Origin of the sequence: Pseudoalteromonas phenolica, from assembly GCF_044788725.1 — a bacterium.
Lineage (GTDB): Bacteria > Pseudomonadota > Gammaproteobacteria > Enterobacterales > Alteromonadaceae > Pseudoalteromonas > Pseudoalteromonas phenolica_C.
The window spans coordinates 1,767,044-1,788,754 of the sequence record NZ_CP173161.1; the positions used below are offsets into that span (position 1 = coordinate 1,767,044).

At 38.7% G+C, this 21,711-nt stretch carries 20 protein-coding genes; 15 read left to right on the plus strand and 5 right to left on the minus strand.

Features of this window, described 5'->3' with window-relative positions:
• Positions 1-147: 147 nt before the first annotated feature.
• The 5 genes from ACH784_RS08115 to ACH784_RS08135 all read left to right on the plus strand — a co-directional run bounded on the left by ACH784_RS08115 (position 148) and on the right by ACH784_RS08135 (position 7,495).
• Positions 148-3,135 (plus strand): TonB-dependent receptor domain-containing protein, encoded by a 2,988-nt coding sequence (locus ACH784_RS08115; RefSeq protein ID WP_404394898.1) that lies wholly within the window; start codon positions 148-150, stop codon positions 3,133-3,135.
• Between the two features lie 96 nt (positions 3,136-3,231).
• Entirely contained in the window at positions 3,232-4,257 is a 1,026-nt protein-coding gene (locus ACH784_RS08120) for a proline racemase family protein (protein ID WP_404394900.1), read from the plus strand.
• 167 nt (positions 4,258-4,424) lie between these two features.
• A complete protein-coding gene (locus ACH784_RS08125) occupies positions 4,425-5,435 on the plus strand; it encodes an ArsJ-associated glyceraldehyde-3-phosphate dehydrogenase (RefSeq protein WP_404394902.1) in 1,011 nt (336 codons plus the stop codon).
• 5 nt (positions 5,436-5,440) lie between these two features.
• Positions 5,441-6,634 (plus strand): organoarsenical effux MFS transporter ArsJ, encoded by a 1,194-nt coding sequence (gene arsJ, locus ACH784_RS08130; protein WP_404394904.1) that lies wholly within the window; start codon positions 5,441-5,443, stop codon positions 6,632-6,634.
• A 105-nt stretch (positions 6,635-6,739) separates the two neighbouring features.
• Entirely contained in the window at positions 6,740-7,495 is a 756-nt protein-coding gene (locus tag ACH784_RS08135; RefSeq protein ID WP_404394906.1) for a substrate-binding periplasmic protein, read from the plus strand.
• Between the two features lie 36 nt (positions 7,496-7,531).
• Here ACH784_RS08135 and ACH784_RS08140 read toward each other — a convergent pair whose 3' ends face one another.
• A complete protein-coding gene (locus ACH784_RS08140; RefSeq protein WP_404394908.1) occupies positions 7,532-8,053 on the minus strand; it encodes an NADPH-dependent FMN reductase in 522 nt (173 codons plus the stop codon).
• Between the two features lie 119 nt (positions 8,054-8,172).
• On the opposite strand from ACH784_RS08140, the gene ACH784_RS08145 reads away from it, so the two are divergent.
• Positions 8,173-9,072 carry a LysR family transcriptional regulator gene (locus tag ACH784_RS08145; protein WP_404394910.1) on the plus strand — a complete coding sequence of 300 codons (900 nt, stop codon included), beginning with the start codon at positions 8,173-8,175 and terminating at the stop codon, positions 9,070-9,072.
• Between the two features lie 20 nt (positions 9,073-9,092).
• Here the strand turns inward: ACH784_RS08145 and ACH784_RS08150 are convergent, their stop codons facing one another.
• Positions 9,093-10,427: a serine hydrolase domain-containing protein gene (locus ACH784_RS08150; RefSeq protein WP_404394912.1), complete on the minus strand. Its 1,335-nt coding sequence runs from the start codon at positions 10,425-10,427 to the stop codon at positions 9,093-9,095.
• 142 nt (positions 10,428-10,569) lie between these two features.
• Between ACH784_RS08150 and ACH784_RS08155 the strand changes: the two genes are divergently transcribed.
• The 9 genes from ACH784_RS08155 to ACH784_RS08195 all read left to right on the plus strand — a co-directional run bounded on the left by ACH784_RS08155 (position 10,570) and on the right by ACH784_RS08195 (position 18,695).
• Positions 10,570-12,156: a tetratricopeptide repeat protein gene (locus tag ACH784_RS08155; protein WP_404394914.1), complete on the plus strand. Its 1,587-nt coding sequence runs from the start codon at positions 10,570-10,572 to the stop codon at positions 12,154-12,156.
• A gap of 83 nt (positions 12,157-12,239) precedes the next feature.
• Positions 12,240-13,670, plus strand: a complete 1,431-nt coding sequence (locus ACH784_RS08160) for a S41 family peptidase (RefSeq protein WP_404394916.1) — start codon at positions 12,240-12,242, stop codon at positions 13,668-13,670.
• Entirely contained in the window at positions 13,667-14,356 is a 690-nt protein-coding gene (locus tag ACH784_RS08165; protein ID WP_404394918.1) for a response regulator transcription factor, read from the plus strand. Before ACH784_RS08160 ends, ACH784_RS08165 begins: the two co-directional genes overlap by 4 nt.
• Positions 14,357-14,412: 56 nt before the next feature.
• A complete protein-coding gene (locus ACH784_RS08170) occupies positions 14,413-15,663 on the plus strand; it encodes a histidine kinase dimerization/phospho-acceptor domain-containing protein (RefSeq protein ID WP_404394920.1) in 1,251 nt (416 codons plus the stop codon).
• A gap of 75 nt (positions 15,664-15,738) precedes the next feature.
• Positions 15,739-16,836, plus strand: a complete 1,098-nt coding sequence (locus ACH784_RS08175; protein WP_404394921.1) for a type 1 glutamine amidotransferase domain-containing protein — start codon at positions 15,739-15,741, stop codon at positions 16,834-16,836.
• A 90-nt stretch (positions 16,837-16,926) separates the two neighbouring features.
• Positions 16,927-17,775, plus strand: a complete 849-nt coding sequence (locus ACH784_RS08180) for an SPFH domain-containing protein (protein WP_404394922.1) — start codon at positions 16,927-16,929, stop codon at positions 17,773-17,775.
• A 69-nt stretch (positions 17,776-17,844) separates the two neighbouring features.
• Positions 17,845-18,045 (plus strand): Arc family DNA-binding protein, encoded by a 201-nt coding sequence (locus ACH784_RS08185; protein ID WP_404394923.1) that lies wholly within the window; start codon positions 17,845-17,847, stop codon positions 18,043-18,045.
• 75 nt (positions 18,046-18,120) lie between these two features.
• The gene (locus ACH784_RS08190; RefSeq protein WP_404394924.1) at positions 18,121-18,438 is read left to right on the plus strand and encodes a cupin domain-containing protein; all 318 of its coding nucleotides are present in this window, start codon (positions 18,121-18,123) and stop codon (positions 18,436-18,438) included.
• A gap of 5 nt (positions 18,439-18,443) precedes the next feature.
• Positions 18,444-18,695 (plus strand): hypothetical protein, encoded by a 252-nt coding sequence (locus tag ACH784_RS08195; protein WP_404394925.1) that lies wholly within the window; start codon positions 18,444-18,446, stop codon positions 18,693-18,695.
• Between the two features lie 32 nt (positions 18,696-18,727).
• Here the strand turns inward: ACH784_RS08195 and ACH784_RS08200 are convergent, their stop codons facing one another.
• The 3 genes from ACH784_RS08200 to ACH784_RS08210 all read right to left on the minus strand — a co-directional run bounded on the left by ACH784_RS08200 (position 18,728) and on the right by ACH784_RS08210 (position 21,655).
• On the minus strand, positions 18,728-19,111 hold the full coding sequence (locus ACH784_RS08200) for a diacylglycerol kinase (protein WP_404394926.1): 384 nt from the start codon (positions 19,109-19,111) through the stop codon (positions 18,728-18,730).
• Positions 19,112-19,136: 25 nt separating this feature from the next.
• Positions 19,137-21,101, minus strand: coding sequence for an LTA synthase family protein (locus ACH784_RS08205; RefSeq protein WP_404394928.1), 1,965 nt, complete (start codon positions 21,099-21,101; stop codon positions 19,137-19,139).
• A 62-nt stretch (positions 21,102-21,163) separates the two neighbouring features.
• Positions 21,164-21,655 carry a GAF domain-containing protein gene (locus ACH784_RS08210; RefSeq protein WP_404394930.1) on the minus strand — a complete coding sequence of 164 codons (492 nt, stop codon included), beginning with the start codon at positions 21,653-21,655 and terminating at the stop codon, positions 21,164-21,166.
• Positions 21,656-21,711: the final 56 nt, after the last annotated feature.

A 21,711-nucleotide genomic window follows, 5' to 3' on the forward strand; every position in this document is an offset into this window, starting at 1 on the left:
AACCTTAGCTATTCGTGAATATTGTATATTTTGTTACACATTCTAGTTAATAATTTATAAAATAAAATATTGTATACAATATAAAACGTGTGTATTGTGTTATCCGTCATTACCAAAAACGCAAAACTCACAGGAGTAGGACAACTCATGAATTACAATAATAAAAAAGGCAACTATCTAAGAAAAAGCCTTGCCGCAACTGCAATTGCTGCAGCACTAAGCTGGCATGCACCAACTTTCGCAGTTGATGGTAGTAGTATTGTTAAAGGTCATATCGAAGCAAAAACTGGTTCAGATATTATTGGTGCAACACTGACGTTCAAGCACAAAACCAAAGGTTTGAAATATACAGTGACAACCAATGCTGAAGGTGAATACTTGTTACGTAATGTACCTGTCGGTACGTATGATGTGACAATCGAAAAAGATGGTTACCAGAGTGTACTACAAGAAAATGTAAACGTTACCATTGGTCAATCAATGATCATTGATGCACAAATGTCGCAAGCTGGCCAAGACATTGAGCGTATCGCTGTGACTGGTGCCTCTATTCGTCGAGTCGATTTAAGTAATTCAACATCAGGTGTAACTTTCAGTGATGAAGAGTTAAACATGATGCCAGTTAACACAGGTTTTGAAAGCATCGCACTTCTCGCTCCGGGTACATCAGCGCCAGGTGGAAGTAACTTTAACGGTGCATCAAGCTTTGGTGGTGCATCTTCGGCTGAAAATGGCTATTACTTTAACGGTCTTAATGTTGCCTCAATCAAAACAGGCTTAGGCTCAATTCGCTTACCTTGGGAAGCGATTTCTCAAACGCAAATCAAAACTGGCGGTGTTAGTCCTGAGTTTGGTGGTGCGATGGGTGGTATCGTAAACGCGGTATCTAAATCGGGTGAAAATGACTTTGATTTTGGTGCAGAGGTTCGCTGGGATCCATCAAGCCTAGAATCTAACCATGATTCGATTTATCAGTCTAATGGCACAATTTCAACAAATACACAGCGTGATGAATATGATTTTAAAGAGTTTCAAGTTTGGGCATCGGGTGCGTTAATTGAAGATAAAGTATTTGCTTACGCATTATTTTCACCACGTCGTTCAGACAGTGAAGGCGCTGGACAGACAACTTTCAGCTCTACCTCTACCGAAGAAGATCGCTGGTTCACAAAGCTAGATTGGTTCATTAATGAAGACCATTCAATTGGTTTCTCAGCAATGAATAACAAGCGTACTTGGGATACAACAAATTTTGTTTATGATTGGCAAACTAATGTCATTGGCGATCAAAAAGGTGTTGCTGCACCTGGTGAAGATGGCGGTAAAGTTTTCAGTGTGAACTATAACGGTTACTTAACAGATACCATGTCAGTATCTGCGGTTGTCGGTCAGGTTACAGAAAATGTTGAAAATGTTGTTGCATCGACCGATCCTGGTGTATGGGATTCTAGAAATGGTTGGACAACACTAAGTCAACACACAACTTCAACAGTATCTGAAGAGGAGTATGTTCGTGAGCAAGCGCGTGTAGATTTCACGCTTGATTTAGATGAGCATGCTTTACAATTCGGTATCGACTACAACAAGGTTAAAGTGAAATTTAGCTCAGGCCAAAACGGTATTGGTGATGGCATGGGGTGGTGGGAAATCAAAAACGCAGGTGTTGATGATATCTCAGGCGCGGCAGAAGGTGACTCTTTCATAGAACGACGTGTTAGAACACGTGATGTTGATTCAGATTCAACATCTTTAGCTTTTTACATTAATGACACTTGGCAAGTTACTGAGCAGTTAGTTTTAAATCTTGGTGTTCGTTATAGTGAATTTGAAAACACGGTATCAGATGGCCGTGCTTATGTAGACATGAAAGATCAGATCTCACCACGTCTTCAAGCTATCTATGACTTACACGGTGACGGCACGGCTAAGGTGTTCGCAACATTTGGTCGTTATTACCAACCAGTTTCTGCAAACATGAATATCACGCAAGGCTCTGCGTCAGTTGAATGGTTCGAGTACCATGAAATGGGCGACGTAAATGCAGATGGTACGCCAGTACTGTTAGCTGATGGTTCACCAAGTCGTGGTGATATGTTGCGTGACCGTCGCTGGCGTCAACGCGGTATCACTGAGCCAGGTCTAATAGCTTCATCAAGCTTAAAGCCAATGTATTCAGATGAAATCACCATTGGTTATCAGCAAGAGATTTTTGACACAATGTCAGCGGGTGTACGTTTTGTTCATCGCGAATTAGGTCGCAGTGTAGAAGATACAGACGTAGGTCCAGTACTTGCTAAGAAATTAGCTGAAATGGGTATTACAGATAATGTAGGCCAAGGCTCATACTATGTTCTGAACAACCCAGGTGAAGCCATTGAAATGTCATATGATTTTGATGGTGATGGCACGGTTGATGTGATCAATTTAAGTGCAGACGAATTAGCATTACAAGATGCAGTTCGAAAATATACTGCAGTTGAATTTACATTAGATGGTAACGTGACTGATGACTTTAGGATCAATGCGTCTTACACATGGTCGAAAAACTATGGTAATACAGAAGGTTTAGTTAAGACCGACAACAACCAAGCAGATCCAGGTTGGACAACATCGTATGACTATGCAGATTTAATGGACCATGGCTATGGTAATTTACCGAATGATCACCGTCATTCAATTAAATTCTCTGGTTCGTACAACATTACAGACAATTTTGTTGCCGGTTTGGTTGCGCGCACAACATCAGGTCGTCCGCAGAGTTACTTCTCAGTTCACCCTCAAGGTGTAGATAGTTGTGCAGAGGGCAGCCCATGGGATGCATGTATCAGTCGTTATTATGACCACGCTTCTCACTATGACGAAAATGGTAACCCGGCTCCTCGAGGTACAGCAGGTACATTACCTTGGGTAACAAACGTAGACTTATCAATGTCATATTACACGCAGTTAATGGGTAATGACGTATCACTTAAGGCAACGGTTTATAACCTGCTAAATGCTGATAGTGCATTAAACATTAACGAAGAGCGTACTCGCTATGGTGATGATGGTATTGAACTTAACCCTGATTATGGCATGGTGACTGGTCGTCAAGCAGCTCGCTATGTTTCACTGACTGCACGTATGGTTTTTTAATCTCCCTGAAAATACCCGTGCTGCGGAGTTAAATTTTTAGCTCCGCATTCACCCAATGCCAAGCTTGCTTGGCATTTTTTGATCGAGGAGGCAGCTATGTCTAATTTTGTTAATAATTTATCTTGTATTGATATAAGCGCAAACCAGCAGATTAAGTGTATTGATATGCATACTGGTGGTGAACCGTTAAGAGTCATAACCAGTGGGTTTTCTGGTCTTAAATCTAAGCGCATAGTTGAAAAGCGGCTTGAATGTCTTGAGCATCAAGATCATTTACGAACGGCTATTATGGGAGAGCCAAGAGGTCACTCAGATATGTATGGTGCTTTAATCACTGAAAGTGAAAGAGCAGATAGTGACTTTGGTGTGTTATTTCTTCACAACGAAGGGTATAGCACTATGTGTGGTCATGCCATCATTGCACTGTCTACATTGGCTGAAAGAGCTGGCCACTTTAAAGAAAAAGAGGAACTAAAAATTGATTCACCAGCAGGGCAAGTAACTGCCTACTATAAAAATGGACAGGCGTATTTTGATAATGTTGCCAGCTTTATAGTGAAACTCGATCACCAAATTAATCATCCTGCTCTCGGGTCTTTTACAACTGATGTTGCTTTTGGTGGTGCCTATTATGCTTACGTAGATGCAGACAAGCTTGGTATCTCGTTGTCAAAAGCAAATGCAGTTAAATTATCTGAGCTTGGAGAAGAAATAAAAGCTTTAGTGAACGACTCTTTAGTGCTTTCCCACCCAGTAGATGAAAGTTTAAGTTTTTTGTATGGCGTGATTTTTTATTCGTCATCTCAAACGAAGGACAAAGAAAGCCATAGTAAACATGTGTGCATATTTGCTGATGGTGAGCTTGATAGAAGCCCAACAGGGACAGGTGTAAGTGCAAGAGCTGCAATACTACATGCAAGAGAGCAAATAAATGCAGGTGACAAAATTACCATTGAAAGTATCGTAGAGAGTAGCTTTGACGTAACAATTCAAAAAGAAACACAATTTCATGGTTATAACGCTGTAATACCACGAGTATTTGGCACTGCATATATCACTGCATTTTCTAACTTCGTTTTAGAAGACTCAGATCCATTCAAACATGGTTTTTTCCTAAAATAACCCGCTCTAATCTCCCAGAACGAAAAATAAACTTGAACATATGGAAAATCGAATATATGATTTTCCATATGTTTTGAGGCGAACAGTTTTTCCTTAAAAGTAGTAACCACATTTTCAAGAAAGTTGACCATAATCGATGTGTCTTCGTTTAATTTCTGGGAGTAAACATGAGTATAAAAGTTGGAATTAATGGCTTTGGCCGTATGGGTCGCCTAACTATGCGTGCCTTATATGATAGTGCAGGTATTGAGATCATTCAGATCAATGACCCAGCAGGCAATGCTGAAACACTGGCACATCTAATGAATTTTGACTCGGTGCATGGTCGCTGGAGCCATGAAGTAGATTTCGCAGGCGATACTATGCTAATCAATGGCCACACGATTTCAGTTACTCAGAATAAAACCATTGAAGCGTCTGATTGGTCAAACTGTGATTTGGTGATTGAAGCCTCTGGAGTGATGAAGACCAAAGCTAAACTTCAAGCTTATTTTGATCAAGGTGTAAAACAGGTCGTCGTGACTGCGCCAGTTAAAGAAGAGGGTGTACTGAATGTGGTTTATGGCGTAAACCATGACTTATTTGATGTTGAAAAGCACAACATTGTGACTGCAGCATCGTGTACAACGAACTGTTTAGCGCCACCTATTAAAGTATTACAAGATAAAATTGGTATTGTGCATGGTTCAATGACCACAATTCACGATATCACCAATACTCAAACCATTCTTGATGCGCCACACAAAGATCTTCGTCGTGCAAGAGCATGTGGTATGAGTTTGATCCCAACAACGACAGGTTCAGCTACTGCAATTACACATATATTCCCTGAATTGAAAGGTAAACTAAACGGCCATGCTGTTCGCGTACCGCTAGCAAATGCATCAATCACAGATTGTGTATTTGAAGTAAGCCGTGCGACTACTGCTGAAGAAATCAATGAATGGATGAAAGAAGCGGCAGAAGGTGAACTAAAAGACATTCTAGGTTTTGAGACTCGTCCACTTGTGTCAATTGATTATAAAACAGATCCAAGAAGCAGTGTGGTTGATGCGCAATCAACCATGGTCGTAAATGGTACTCAAGTAAAAATGTATCTGTGGTACGACAACGAATGGGGTTATGCAAATCGAACTGCAGATTTAGTTCGATATGTTATTGAGCAAAAGTGGGGATAATCTAGATGTTGTCCAAACTTTCGGATGACATAAAACAATATTTACTCATCACCAGTAATTATTGGGCGTTTACATTAACAGATGGGGCGCTCAGAATGCTGGTGGTGTTGTATTTTCACCAGCTTGGTTACAGTGCACTTGAAGTCGCCATGTTGTTTTTGTTTTATGAATTCTTTGGTGTTGTTACTAACCTAGTGGGTGGTTGGCTAGGTGCGCGACTTGGTTTGAATAAAACTATGAATCTGGGCTTGTCTATTCAAATCTTCGCATTGGTTATGCTTGCAATTAACCCAGAGTGGTTGACTGTTGTTTATGTTATGTGTGCTCAGGCATTATCTGGCATCGCAAAAGATCTCAATAAAATGAGCGCCAAAAGTGCCATAAAAAAATTGGTCCCTGAAGACGCCGATGGTGTTTTGTATAAGTGGGTTGCAATCTTAACAGGCTCTAAAAATGCGCTAAAAGGTGTCGGTTTCTTTTTAGGTGGTTTGCTATTGACCTTATTTGGCTTTCAAGGCGCATTGTGGTTAATGGCAGGTATGCTGACACTTGTTTGGCTATTGAGTATATGGCGATTAAAAGCAGACTTAGGTAAAAAGAAAGCAAAACCTAAATTCACTGAAATGTTTTCAAAAAGCCCGCAAATCAATCGACTTTCAGCTGCGAGACTATTTTTATTTGCAGCCAGAGACGTATGGTTTGTGGTTGCATTGCCAGTTTATTTTGTCAGTGAACTGGGCTGGCAAAGTAGCACTGTAGGCACTTTTATGGCTGTTTGGGTCATTTTATACGGTTTAGTACAGGCAAACGCCCCCAAAGTAACTGGTCGAAATATGGCGTTAACCCAAAGTAAGCAATCAGCGCTGTCATGGGTTACTACCCTTGCAGTGATTCCGGCAATGATAGTATTGAGTTTAGATTCAAGTTTCTCACCAGAACTTATCCTTGTTGGTGGTTTGCTAATTTTTGGTGCTGTATTTGCCATTAACTCATCATTGCATAGCTACCTGATTGTGAGATGTGCAGACAGTGACGGCGTATCAATGGATGTGGGCTTTTATTATATGGCCAACGCAGCAGGGCGCTTAACTGGCACTGTATTGTCTGGTGTTATGTATCAATATTATGGCTTAAGTGCCTGCTTATTGGTTTCGTCAGTTATGTTAGGCATTGCCATAGTGCTAACTAAGCGACTTTAATCTTTTTTCTAAAACCCAGAAATTTAGACTCTGGGTTTTACTTCCACTTTTTATCCATAATTATCGTCTAAAGTTAATTTAGGTTTGATAATGATTGGTGTCACATTGAAAAAGTTAATATATGTCTGTGTACTTTCTTTAGTATTTATATTTTCAAGTTTTCTCGTTTCAGCGAAACAAATCACTTTATCTGTTGGAGAGTGGCCGCCTTATATGGGCAGTGATTTACCGAATAACGGTGCCATTGCTGAGATAATTACCGAGGCATTTTCAGATATCGGGTATCAAGCTGCTTTTGAATTTTACCCGTGGGCGAGAGCGATGGAGCAAGCACAATTAGGGAGAGTTGATGGCACCGGCTTATGGCTTAAAACTGAGTCTAGAGAAAGTGAATTCTATTTCTCTGAGCCAGTATTAGAAGAAAAGCATGTATTTTTCTACAACAGAAAAAATAAGCCGAGACTAGATAGCTTTGAAGCATTAAAGTCGTATAGCTATGTTGGCCTTGAAGATTTCAGTTATGGCATCGACCTAGATAACATTATTCGAGCGAAACAAATCAACATGCACAGAGTGTCTAATGATGAGCAAGCATTTGGTATGTTGTTAAAAAACAGAGTATCTATTTACCCACAAGAAATGGCGGTTGGCTACTATTTGTTGCGTCAGCATTTTTCAGAGCAAGAAGTGAAAAACATAGGGCATATCGAACAGCCCTTCATGCGCAAAAATAGCCACATCATGTTATCGAAAGCAGATAAGAATAATGCCGATATTCTGAAGATGTTTGATGAAGCTTTACTTAGAATGAAACAATCAGGTCGTTATGATCAACTTTTAGCAAAAGTGATTAAATTTTAAAATTGAGCTGTGTTTATACACAGCTCATAGAAGATTTTAAACCAAAGCAGTGATAGTTTTGATTTGGTCTACAAGCTCTTGGTTTGTTAACTGACCGGTTTCTAAGTCGAAATTATCATAGAAACTCGGTACAGAAAGTGAGCCTTTTACATCCATCGCAAAAAACTGAGATGAACCTACTGCAGAAGCGAGTACGCTTTGCGCGCCACCGGGACCTGGTGAAGTCGCTAACAAAATAACTGGTTTACCTTGGTAAACTTTCATATCAATTCTTGATGTCCAATCAAAAATGTTTTTGTAAGCCGCAGTATAAGAGCCATTGTGCTCAGCAAATGAAATGACAATGGCATCTGCTTCACCAATTTTTTTGAAAAAAGTTTGTGCTTGTTCTGGAATACCTGATTCATTTTCACGATCTGAGCTATAGATTGGCATTTCAAAATCGTTTAAATCTAATAATTCAACGTCTGCGTTACCAATTTGATTTGCTGTGTACTGAGCCAAATGTTTGTTAATTGATTGACGGCTGCTACTTGCTGCAAATGCTAATACTTTCATGATTTCTTCCTCATTTATTAAGTGATGAGTCTTCAATTCATTGCTCGACTCAATGAAATATAGTCTATATTATCTTTATTTAGTTATTAATCCCTTGTTTGTGTTTACACTGTTTCCATATGACTGTGAATAAGCTGTTTGAAGGTATAGAAATTTTTGTTGAAGTGGTTAAGCGAGGAAGCTTTGCAAGTGCCGCGCAGCAATTGGGCCATTCTAATTCTCATATTTCTAAAGAAATGAATAAGCTTGAATCGAGACTCGGTGTAAGGCTGTTAAATAGAACCACACGTTCTTTGGCGCTTACACCTGAAGGTGAGGCTTATTATCAGCAATGCATACAGCTCATAAGTGATGCACAAGACGCCTTCAATCTAGTCACACAGGGAGACGATACGCCAAAAGGGAATTTAAAGTTAAGTTGTCCTATAGGGCTCTATCGCTCACATATTCAACCCATTGTAGTAAGTTTTATTAAACAGTATCCAAACGTCACCCTTGATTTAGATTTGAGTGATAAACACGTTGATATTGTTGCGGATGGATTCGATTTAGTTATACGAGCAACACCGGCATTAAATGAATCAAGCCTAATTTGTAAAAAAATCTATGCGTGCCCCACCTATGTGGTGGCATCGAAATCTTATCTTGCTCAATTTGGTCGACCTCATCACCCCAGAGAGCTCATTAACCATCATTGCATTGGTTATAGTAATCTTAAGAATCCTGAAAAATGGGAGTTTAAGCCCAGGGATGCTGAACCATTTGTTGTCGATGTTAAACTCAAAGCCAAGTGTAATAACGGTGAAGCAGAAACTGCATTGGTTGAAGCTGGGGTTGGTATAACTCGATTACCTGAATTTTATTTATCAAGTGGCTTAGAATCAGGCAATTTAGAGATCTTATTTTCAGAGTATGAGCAACCAACAGTCAATGTTTATGCTGTTTATCCAAGTCGCAAGCACCTTTCATCAAAAGTCCGGCGCTTGATTGATCTATTAAGTGATGAGCTGAAAAAATAAGTTCATTCACCAATAAGGTATTAAAGCAGCTTTATCTTTTCAAGGGCTTCTTGCGTTCGTTGCGATTCTGGATTGAGTTTTGTGTTTAGCGTTAAAAATGCAATAGCAGCTTGTTGTTCGTTAGCATCAACAAGCTCATATGCAAATCTGATTAATTGACGCTCACTAAACCCTTCTTGTTGCGCTATCAATGTTTTATACCAAGCGATTGATGGAGAGGTTCCTTGCTCTATGATCATTTTATAGAGTTTTTGTGAAAGCCTTAATTCAGGCTCTTCATAGTCTTTGTCATAGATAATACTCAACACCTTTTCGGTGATTGCTGTCATTGGCGCACCACCCGTATTATCAAGCAGCACAACTAAAGTGTCGTCTTCTAACACACGACTGATATTGGCATTAAAACCTGGGATCATACCGCCATGATGAACTCGCGTGAGTGGTTTACCAAATCGCTCTTCTGGGTAGTTATCAACTAACCAGCCCGCTGCATAGTTTCTATGCTCAGTGACTTGATACAAAACTGTGGTTAACGGTTTAGATAATATTTTGTTTTCGGCTAAGCCGCGGTCCCAAAGGTACAAATCCATGGCAGTTGAATACATACTGCCAGCAGAAAAGGGCACTGACATGTCTATAAAACTTGGGTGTTCTAAACGATTTAATAGTCGTTCATAACCAGTCACTCGATTGTTTAGGACAGAGTGTTGTTGGTTAAATCCAGAATTATTCATATTAAGCGGTTTTAAGATTTGCTGTGTTAAAACTTCGCTATAAGATTTGCCTGTTACTTGTTCGATGACTTTACCTAAAATGGTATAACCCGCATTGCTATATCTGAATTGGGTGCCGGGCTTGAAGTTTAAATCTTCGCTACAAAACTTTGAGATAAACTCGTCAAGTGTGTAAGGGTTTCTTGCTTCAACAGCTTTGTAGCCTTCAAGGTGAAAGAAATTGCCAAGGCCCGATGTGTGATTTAGTAACTGTCTAATTGTAATTTTCGAGCCAGTATCTGCTCTGTAGTCTGGATAGTATTCGATTAACTTTGCATCCAGCTTTAGCTTTTTTTGCTCAACGAGTTGCAGTATCAACATGGCTGTAAATTGCTTAGTTATTGAAGCGATTTTGAATTTACCTTCAGCAGTATGATCAATGTCCCACTCGAAGTTGGCTTTGCCATAACCCTTATTAAAGAGTACCTTTCCTTTATGACTGACCAACGCGACACCGTTAAATTGCTCTAATTGGTGATATTGAGTCAGTAGCTTGTCTATTTCTTTGCGTTTGATTTCATTTGCTACGCTTAAAAATGAAGCAAAAAATATAAGTAAACATAGTATCTTTGTACGCATCATACATTTCCCTAAATTAAACACGTATTTAATCTAACGACTTTCAAACTAATTGAAGAGGGATTTAAAGTGAGTTAGGGTGACGCACAGTGACAAAAGAACTTATCTAATAATAAGAATTAGTTAAGGGTATTTAAGGAATAAGATGTCAATTTATAAAGTCGGAGAAAACCTAACTTTAAACCTTGAAGAACGAAAATTATTTAAAGGTTCTACAGAGCTTATTTTGCCTGAGTTATCTTATCGATTATTAGTGTGTTTGGTTGAAGGCGCACCGAATGTCGTTTCTCATGACATACTCTTGGATTATGTATGGCAGGGGAAAATCGTCTCAGAAGACACCATTAAAAAACGTGTATCTCGCCTTAGGGAAGTTTTGGCAAATGGAGAAAAACTAGAGCCTATTATTGCAGAGCGAGGTCTAGGGTATCGTTTAAACTTATCAGTTAAGCTTGTAGAACATACAGTTGGCCTAAATGATGAACAACTAAATCAATCCAAACTTGTAAGTCCACAATTTCATTTTTCTATTAGGCACCGTGTCATACTTAGTGGATTAGTCATCTTTGGGATGATTGCTTTAGGTGTTTTTAAGCAAACAGAGCCAAGCAAGATACAGCAACCAGTAAAAGCAAATATAAGCCTATCATCTCACGATGCATCGATTGAGCTAGATGTGGCTCGCTTTATGGGGTTACAAGACAGTTTCAAAATAGATAGTGGGATTAGTGAGCTAGAAAACACAATCATATACGCCAGCAATAAAGTCGCCATTTTATCAATATTAAGCGAATTGTATTTAACTAATCATAAGTTACATGGTGCTAATGAAGACGATTTAATACAAGCCTATCAATTTGCAGTAAAGGCAGTTAACGCCTCGAACAGCCAACCTTGGCCTTATGTTGCGCTTGGGAATGTGCAAATTGAGCAGGGAAAATATAAAAACGCCATTGAAAATGCGAACAAAGCTATTTCACTTTCGCCCAAATGGGTAAACGCGCATGCCGTCAAATCTAGCGCACTGAATCACCGTGGTGATATTTCAGGAGCGTGGCAGGCGATCCAAATTGCACATAAACTACAACCAGACAATCCGCTTGTACAAAAGATACGGGCTCAGGTTCTGTTAAATAAAAACATGTTTAGTTGGAGTGAACGTCATTTAGATTCATTGGTAGCGTCTTCTCCGCAAGATGCGTTTTATTTACTGACTCAAGCTGAGTATTTTTTGGCGACTAAACAATATGAGAAAGCAGAAAAAACCTTAACTGAATTACTGACCTTAAAGCCAAAATTTATTGAAGCCCATCTACTTATGGCAAGTGCTTTAGAGTTACAAGGAAAAATAGATAAGTCACTTGTTCATTTAGAGCGGGTTGCTCATAGCCAAAGTAAATATGCACATCTAGCGTTGCTTCTTGCAAATTTAGTTGACGGTAAAGAAAGGAAGACGAAGGGAGAAGCTTCAGAGGAAGTTAAAGGCTCCAATCAATTTATCGCTTCGCTTATCGCGTTAAATAACAAAGACCCTGAGCAATTTATACAACTAGCAGAGAAAGCCGTGCAAAACGGGTTTTCTAAAGAGTATTTATTAGAATCCAATATTATTTATACTTCGTTAAAGCAGCAAGTACAAAGTGATAAGCAACTCAAAGACTTCCAAGCCCTTAAAGCAAACTTGTTTAATATCAAGCAAACACGGCGAGTAAAGCGGGTGCCTATCCTGTAGCTGAAATTAATCATTCGCATTTCACGACAAAACCTTCACAAGCGTTTTGATATCTTTGTGACATATCACAAAGGAGCAAAGCGATGTTCAAACAAATTCTTAAACCCATTAATAAGTCATTGATGATAGCGTGCGTACTACCCGTGTTAGTTGCCTGCCAAGGTAGTCATTTAGAGATAATGCCTGACTTGTCTGATGAGACTATACTTACAGAGCATTTATCTGTTGAACAAATGCATCAAGATATTGATGCTTTATTACAAGGCGCACTGGAGCGTCACCCAAACCTTGAAAAATACACTCAAGTCTCTGAGCTAAAAAGCTACACTGAAGTACTCAAGTCGCAAATTACTCGGCCTTTAATGCGAACCGAGTTTTACAAAATAGTAGGTCAACTCAGCCATAAATTTAATGATGGTCATGCGTTTTTGATTTGGCCTTACCAAGAATATAGCTTGCTTAAAGAACAAGGTGCGAAACCTTTTCCTTTTGAAGTATTTATCAATTCACAGCAAGAGCTATATATACAAAACGACTATCAGTCAGGTATTGAAGGGGTTGTGGCTGAAAGTAAAATTTTGTCGATTAATGGTATTTCGACAAAAGACCTTGTATTAGACATGCAAAAATATACAGGTGGTGAAAGTCAGCTTCTTCGTGAAAAGGTCGTTGCAGCGAGGTTCCCAGTTAACTTATGGGCTGTATATGGCTTTATTAATGAATTTAAACTTGAAATAGAAGTTGAGGGGAAAACTAAAACTCTGCAGATCACCCAAGACCAAGATTGGCAAAAGACAGAGAGCGTTATTTCAGGAGAAACAAATCAAAACCATTACTTTAAAGAGTTAGAAGAAGGTATCGGTTTATTGTATTTAGATCACTTTGATATAAAACCGAGCGAGTTTGAAGATTTTATTGATGACAGTTTTGAGCAAATTAAGACGTTAAACATTCACTCTCTTATTATTGATATTAGAAACAACCCCGGTGGTAATACGGATACCGTTGCCTATTTAAGTCGCTACCTTGCAAATAAACCATTTAGATTGGTCTCTGGGCTGCAAGAAAAACTCAACAAAGACAACCGTGGTTGGTTTCATTATAAAGGTGAAGTAGGGGAAATTGTCGACACGGATTGGGATGATTGGGAAACGCCAATGAGTGACGATATCAGATTTACTGGTAAGGTTTATTTACTGACAGGCGCTATGAGTTATTCAGCAGCCATCGTATTGGCAACGACCTTAAAAGATAATGGCTTTGCAACCTTAGTCGGTCAGCCAACACAAGGTTTTGCCAATCAATCAGGGCAGGGAAATTTATTCAACTTACCTCATTCAGAGTTGAGAGCCTATATTACGACTCGATTGTTAGTTAGGCCGAGCGGGGAATTGACTCAACAAGGTGTTCAACCACATTATGAAATTGAACCAGGCAATAGCATCACGCAAAGCATGGATGATAAGACCATTGCGGCCACACTAGAATTAATTCGGAAAAAAACAGCAAAATGAACGAAATAAGAAACCACATTTTATTGGTTGAAGATAATCAGCAATTAGCAGAGCAGCTGTGTGATTTTCTTATGCAAAAAGGCATGGTCGTAGACTATGCCTGCAATGGTCAAACAGCGACTAACTTACTCAAGTCTGAACATTTTGATGTTGTGATATTAGATTTAACTTTACCCGATACAGATGGGTTAAATCTTTGTCATTTTATCAAATCAAAGCTTGCTTCGAATATTCCGGTGTTGATGCTCACCGCAAGAGACAGTATTGAAGAAAAACTTGATGGCTTTTCACACGGCACAGACGATTACCTAACAAAACCTTACGTGTTAGAAGAGGTTTATGTTCGCTGTTTAGCACTCGCTAGAAGGCATCAATTACATAAGTCTCAGAAGACATGTATTGGTGATTTAGAAATAGACTTTAATCAAAAAACAGTACACCGGGGAGGCCAGAACATAAAACTCTCAAAAACTGATTTCTTACTGCTTAAACTACTTGCAGAAGCTTATCCAAATGCCCTGAGTAAAAGGCAATTAGTTGAAAAAGTCTGGGGGGATGATATGCCTGATACCGATGCGGTCCGAAGTCACATATATACACTTCGTAATGCTATAGATAAACCGTTTGAGCAGCCGCTAATCAAAACAGTACACGGAATTGGTTTTAAAATCGTTGCACCAGACTAACAATCACCAAGTAATGAATATTAGAATAAGATGCATCACATGGAGATGAAACAGCTATGAGAAGCCTTTCAAGTAGTATAAGCCTCGTAATTATAACCTCTGTATTGTCTATCTCGCTGATTTATAGCTTTTTGATTGTTTTATATGCTTGGACTATTGAAGATAATATTTTTAACCGCTTAGTCAACGATGAAGCAACTCATATAACTGAACAATTTAAACGTTCAGGTGAGGTTTTGCCTCCAAAAGCAGATTACATGCGTTTGGTTGAAAACTTTACCGATCTACCTACTGAGATCCAAAAAGAGTATCCATCAAACCCCAGCAAAGTGGAATATCAAACAAGTTCAGGTAAAACCCTTCATATAACCACCATTAAATTAGGTGAACAACACTTATTTTTACTCGCTGACGTAGAGCAGTTCGAAGTTAGCAAAGATAATATGCCAAATCTGCTTGTATGGCTTTTAGTAATAGCTTGTTTTATTTCTGCCATAGCACTTGTTGTGAGCTTACAGACTGCCAAGAAGATTACAGGACCTTTAAAAGCGTTAGCATCTGATGTGAACAAGAAAAATGCGGGCAATATTAAACCTGATACATTTCCTGAAAATGAAATTGGCTTATTAGCACTCAATACCAAAAACGCCTTTAATCAGTTGAATACCGCGCTTGATCGAGAGCGCGCTTTTACCAAAGACATAAGTCATGAAATCAGAACGCCTGTGGCGATTATTCAAAACGTGCTATCAGCTAGCAAAGAAGAAAAAACAATCACAGAAAGTAATTTTGATACAGTTGCAGAGGCGGTTGCTAATATCAATCAAATCACTTCAATTTTATTGGCGCTTGCACGTTCCGAATCAAACCAAACAGGGGTGGTTAATTTAACTGCAGAGTTAGAGTCTTTGATTATTAACCAATACGATTTTTTACTCGCAGAAGCAGACAAACATCTTGATTTAACTCTTAATTTTGACGGGGATGTGAAAGTAATGTGTAACCAAAATCTGGTTAACATTCTGATGCTAAATCTATTGTCGAACATGGTACGACACGCAAGTGGCGATAATGCCGACATCACCTTAAATGAGCGACAACTTATTTTTAAAAATCAAACTCAACAAAATGCCATCAATTCGCCATTGGCAAGCGGCGTAAAAGGCAAGCAGAGTGAAGGGTTAGGGCATGGTTTAAACTTGATACAGCGTATTTGTGAACAATCAAACTGGCAATTGAGCATTGAGCAACCGCCAGGTTATTTTATTGCGCAAATAAGCTTTGGTAACACGCCCTCAAACACTTAAATAAATATAAATCACGACAAAGTCACGACAACTGATTGGTTAAAGTGCTGTTAACTTCAACAAGGAGAAGCAGCAATGAAATATTTAACGCTATTCATAATTTGTCTGGGCTTAATAAGTCCTCATGTATTTGCCAAAAAAGTCGCTTTATTAATTTCCGGCTACGGCAATAAGACCCAAGGTAAAATTAGTTACGACCTTGAGGAGCTTGCACAAACTTATTTGGTTTTACATGACCATAACTTAAAGCTCGACATTGTCACACCTAAAGGCGGTGAGGTTGTCGTTAAGTCCAATAAAGACAACCTAGCTTATATTCAAAAATTCAAAGGCCTTGCCCTTCATAAATTGCAAAATACTCACTCTGCAAAACAGGCAATTAAGCAAAGCTACGACGCTCTATTTATTGTTGGGGGAGACGGCGCAATATTTGACTTACCTTTTGACTCTGCAACTCAAAATTTTATTAATCAGTTTATCGAACAGCAATCTCCAATCGCCGCTGTATGTCATGGACCTGCTGCACTGGTTAATTTAAAGCACAAGGATGGCCGCTTCTTTGTTGCAGGCAAAAAGGTTAATAGCTTTACTCAAATCGAAGAGGAAGCTTTTAATGCAGAATTACTTGATAAATTTCCATTTTCACTTGAAGAAAAATTGATTGAGCGTGGTGCGACATTTGTTAAAAACGTCCCAATGATGCCTTATATTTCTGTTGATGGAACACTTATAACAGCTCAAAACCCTATGAGTGTTGCCAAAGCTGCAGAAGCCTTGTTACTAAAGTTAGGTATTTCACCAAAGCAAAGAACACCCTTTAAAGATGAAGCAACATTCGAATTAATAACACAGGCCAAATCAAACGGTGCTGCGGTTATTTCAATTGAGCTGGCCAAAGATAAAACGAGATATGACTTAAATTATTTGGGGCTTTACGCTTTTTACGCATATAGACTTGCGCAAACTCAAGAAAACAAACGACAGGAGTTAACGCTTAAAGCTGAAATAGCAAACATCTTTAAGCATCCTAAATTATCACAGTCTCTAATTAACGCATATCTTGAGCAGCAATTAATTAAAGAGGCAGAGCAGGCATACCAGGTATTTAAACTCGATTTTCCAAACGATAAGTCTATCGCTTTGCTTGAAAACAAAATAAATAGTTACAAATAGACATCAACAAAATAGAAACAAACTACTTGCTTAAAATCTAAACTCGATCTAGTGTGATATCAACTTGATATCACATTGATGGGGTTTTCAATGAAAGAAACAAAAGGATTCTCAACAAACGGGTATATTGCAACCGTGATTTTTATTGCAATTGCATTAGCCTGTTTAAGCCAATTCAACCCAGTAAATGGGAGTGGCATTATATTTGTCGTTCTAGCTGTGCTTAGCTTGGCATGTTTAACAGGATTATTTATGGTGCAGCCAAACCAAGGTCGTGTACTTACTTTGTTTGGTAGTTACGTAGGTACAGTAAAAGAAAACGGGTTACGTTGGACAGTCCCTTTCTTTATTCGCAGAAATATTTCTTTAAGATTAAGAAACTTTGAAAGTAATAAAATCAAAGTTAATGATGCGCATGGTAACCCAATTGAGATTGCCACCGTGGTTGTGTGGTCAGTGAATGACACAGCAGAAGCCGTATTTGAAGTAGATGACTACGAAAGCTTTGTTAACATTCAAAGTGAAGCCGCGCTAAGAAATATGTCGAGCGCTTATCCATACGATCAACATGACGGTGATGAAATTGCACTGCGCAGTCACCCAATTCAAGTCTCTGAAGCATTGAAGACAGAAATTCAAGACAGATTGGCAAAAGCAGGTGTAAAAGTACATGAAGCTAGAATTTCACACCTTGCCTATGCATCAGAAATTGCCAGTGCCATGTTACAACGTCAACAAGCCTCAGCCATTATTGCTGCAAGACAAAAAATCGTAGATGGTGCTGTTGGTATGGTAGAGCTTGCGCTAAGCCGATTGTCTGAACGAGAAATCGTAGAGCTAGACGAAGAGCGCAAAGCAGCTATGGTTAGCAACTTGCTGGTGGTATTATGCGCTGAGCAAAATACGCAACCTGTGGTCAATGCAGGTAGCCTTTATTAATAACTGATTTTCTAATTAAGTCGAAGTTGTCGTTTAAGCTTCGACTTAGCAATTTTTTTGAGGATTATTTTGGCCAGTAAGAAAAGTTATCCACTCAGAATAAACCCAGATGTATTAGCGGCAGTTCAGCGCTGGGCCGACGATGACTTACGCAGTGTAAACGCGCAAATAGAATATATTTTGCGAGATGCATTGGTAAAATCGGGCAGGGTAAAAATAGTGCAAAAAGTGGTAACTGAAGTACAGCCACAAGGGGAAGACGGCGAGTAAATACTCATTCAACTTGGCTTGATCAATTCTCAATAAAAGACAGAGGATTAAAAAGCTAAACCAAAAGAATAAACTATGATAAAAAATTTGTTAAACAGCTTACCTAATAACCTTCAAGAAGAGGCTTTCGAAGACCTGATCAAAACTGATTCAGTTCGCATTGAGCGTATTGTTTCTCATGGACACAGCTCACCTGAGACGGGTTGGTATGACCAAGACGAACATGAATGGGTGATGGTCTTAGAAGGCTTTGGTGTAGTTGAATTTGAAAGTGGTGAATGTATAACGCTAGAGCAAGGTGATTCATTGAATATTCCTGCCCACAAAAAGCACAAAGTTAAACAAACCTCAAAGCAGCAACCAACTATTTGGTTGGCTGTATTCTATAAATAATCGCTATGGCAAAACCGAATAAGAAAGGTCCGGTAAGAACGGTTGATATTTTCTGCACAAAATGTCGAACCCAACTTTTTAAATATCGAAAAGGCGGCAAAGGCGCGTTGGTCAAATGCTTTGAAGAGCGAATAGTTGAAGATTTCACAATCGATAAAATTCATTGTCCACAGTGCAATATTGAATTTGCGAGAAAAACACTGATCAGAGGCACCCCAGCACTCAAAATCGTTGGCGGCAAAGTCCATTTTAAATAATGGACCTTCCCGCATTAACTAGATAAAGTTTCTTAAGCAACAAAATTACTATAAAGCACGACCAACCACACTAAACTTAGTATTACTAGAGCGATGGTGACACACGCTGAGCCTAAGTCTTTAGCTAAACCAGAAAGCTCATGTATTTCTAGACCAATTCTATCGACTACAGCCTCAATGGCAGTATTCACAATTTCTGCAAACATCACGAATAATGTGGCCGAAATAATCAGCAAATTGTCATACGAGCTGAATGACAAAAAAGGCAATAGAGTGAGCGTTGTTAGCAGTAATACAATTTCTTGGCGAAAAGCGGCTTCATTTTTACTTAACCAAGTGAAAGCGCGAAAAGAATGACCGAGGGCTAAAAACAAACGCTTTAGTCCCTTTGGTTTATTGGTGTTATCAAACAGCATAGTTGTTCTCGAAAAATAAAATGGATTATTGTGTACTTGCTGGCAAACGATAGAGTTGTTGCTGATAAGCCATCGAACTAAATAGTACATGACTTAATGCTTTTTCTTTCAGTTTTTCTGAATAACTATCTGGTGCAACTAAAGTTTGCGTTTTATTGTATTTATCATACTGCCAAAAGCTATGATGTTGGCCTGGAGTTAAAATAGCGGCTTGGTTGTTTTCAATATAGGCAAAATTATCATAGTACTGCATCAAAGCTCGCTCTACAGGATAGGTCTTTGTTAAATCAAATCCAGTCATCGGTGTTGGTGTGTCTACACCAATTAAAGATAGTAGGGTAACAGGTAAATCGATTTGGCTTACTAGTCTTTGATCTCGTTTGTTATCAAAATCAGAATTTAAGATAACCCCAGGAATATGAAAAGACTTAATAGGAACTGGCTCACTTCCAAAAACGCGAACATTATGATCAGCGACAATTAAAAAGACCGTATCTTGCCAGTAGTTGCTTTGTTTGGCTTTATTTATAAAGCGACCAAGTGCGAAATCAGCATATTTAATAGCTAGATCGCGCTGAATGTTATCAGTTTCATGCCCGTCAGGTAATGAAACTTTGTTATCAGGGATCTCAAAAGGGTCATGGTTACTCGAACTAAAAATCAAAGAAAAGAATGGTTTGTTAGTTGAGGCAAGTTTTGATAGCTCTTTGTCTGCTTGAGCAAATAGATCTTCATCACAAACTCCCCAAGAAGCAACAAATTTAGGCTCTTTTATATTTTGAAAATCAACGATGTCTTGAAAACCATTACCTAAAAAGAAACTTTTCATATTATCGAAATGACTTTCACCACCGTACAGAAACTGCGTAGTATAGCCATTTTGTGTTAGCACCTCAGCGAGTGTAAAAAAATGCTTTTGCGATTTTGATAGTTTGACGACTGCACGAGACGGGGAGGGTAAAAAACCAGTTACCACAGCCTCAATACCTCTTACAGAACGTGTTCCAGTAGCATATAGGTGCTCAAATGCCCAACCTTCGTTATAGAGCTTATCTATTTCAGGCGTGATACCACTGCCACCAAGTTCAGAGACGAATCGCGCACCGAGACTTTCTTCTAAGATAATAACCAGATTTTTTTTAGGGCCTGAGTGATACGCCACATTTTTAGCCAGTGTCGGGAACTCATTTGCTACGAAGCTTGTTCTATAAGAAGCCTTCTGAATGTTCTCAATAACAGTCTGCTTATCTTGTTTACCATATAGTTGTTCAGTACTTTTTTCGTTTCGCATATTTTTAATTGCGAATGCAACCGAGTAAGCAGAATTTAAAGTCAGTGAGTTCACTAATGCATCTTGTGAAAAATACACAAGAGCAGGATTGATAGGTCGATGCCCAACGGTACCTCTTGCGGCTAAGACGAGAGCAAAAAAGAGCAAAAAAATGGTTGAATAAAAGGATATAGCAGGTGTGTTACTTGCCGCATTTTTGCAAAATTTGGGTAGATATTTAAAAGATAAGTAAAAAGCACCGACAGTAAACAATAAACTTATCAGTAAGGTTAATTTATGCCCGGACAGTAACATGCCAAGCACTTCTTGCGGATACTCTAAATATTCAATAAACAATCGATTTGGTCTGATATCGTATTGTAATATAAACGCAGGCGTCGCAATTTCTAACATCACGAGAAAGCACAGTGCTGTTGCGATGTAGAAAGAGGCAATGAATTGAACTATTTTTTGTAAGCTGGGTATTTTGATAGTTTTAAAGATAATAAGTAAAAGAAAAAGCGGCAGTGTTAAATACGCTACTGTGCTTAAATCAATTCTTATGCCTCCTAAAAGCAATGCAAAATAATTATCAAAGCCTAGTCTTTCACTCTGCCATGCACTAAGTAGCAAGCGGCTAAACATGAGCACGCACAGTGATGATGTAATGAACAACAAAATGGGAAAGAATGGCGCTATAAAACGTTTGGTAGTTTTCATTTTTTTTCGACTTAGCTAAAAAAATGAATCTAACAACCGAAGCTTAAATAAACCTTAAGGCATTACTTGGCTTTTTCTTCTATAAGAGAAACAATATCTGAAGCTACCTTCTCAAGGATCTCAATATCTTGCTTTCTGAATTCTCGAGGTTGAGTATCAATGATACAAAGTGTGCCAATTTTATACCCTTTAGATGTTTTCAAGGGCGCACCAGCATAAAACCTGATAGATGGCTCATCTACGACCAATGGGTTGTCTGAAAACCTGTCGTCTAAAAGGGCGTTTTCTACAATAAAAACTTCATCTTTTAAAATGGCATGGCCGCAAAATGAAATATCACGTGAAGTCTCATTTGCTTCCAAGCCAACTTTCGACTTAAACCATTGTCTTTGAGTGTCGACAAGGCTAATTAAGGCGATTGGGACACAAAATATATTAGCTACAAATTCTGTAAGACGATCAAAATCTAGATCTGATCCAGTATCCAGGATATTGAGAGAGTGCAAATGGTTAATTCGCTTGACTTCAGTTTGAGGCGCTATAGGTTTTTTCATAGGTTACTAATTAGACAGCTTGTTTATTTAAACTATAGTTTGCTTTGATACTTCTT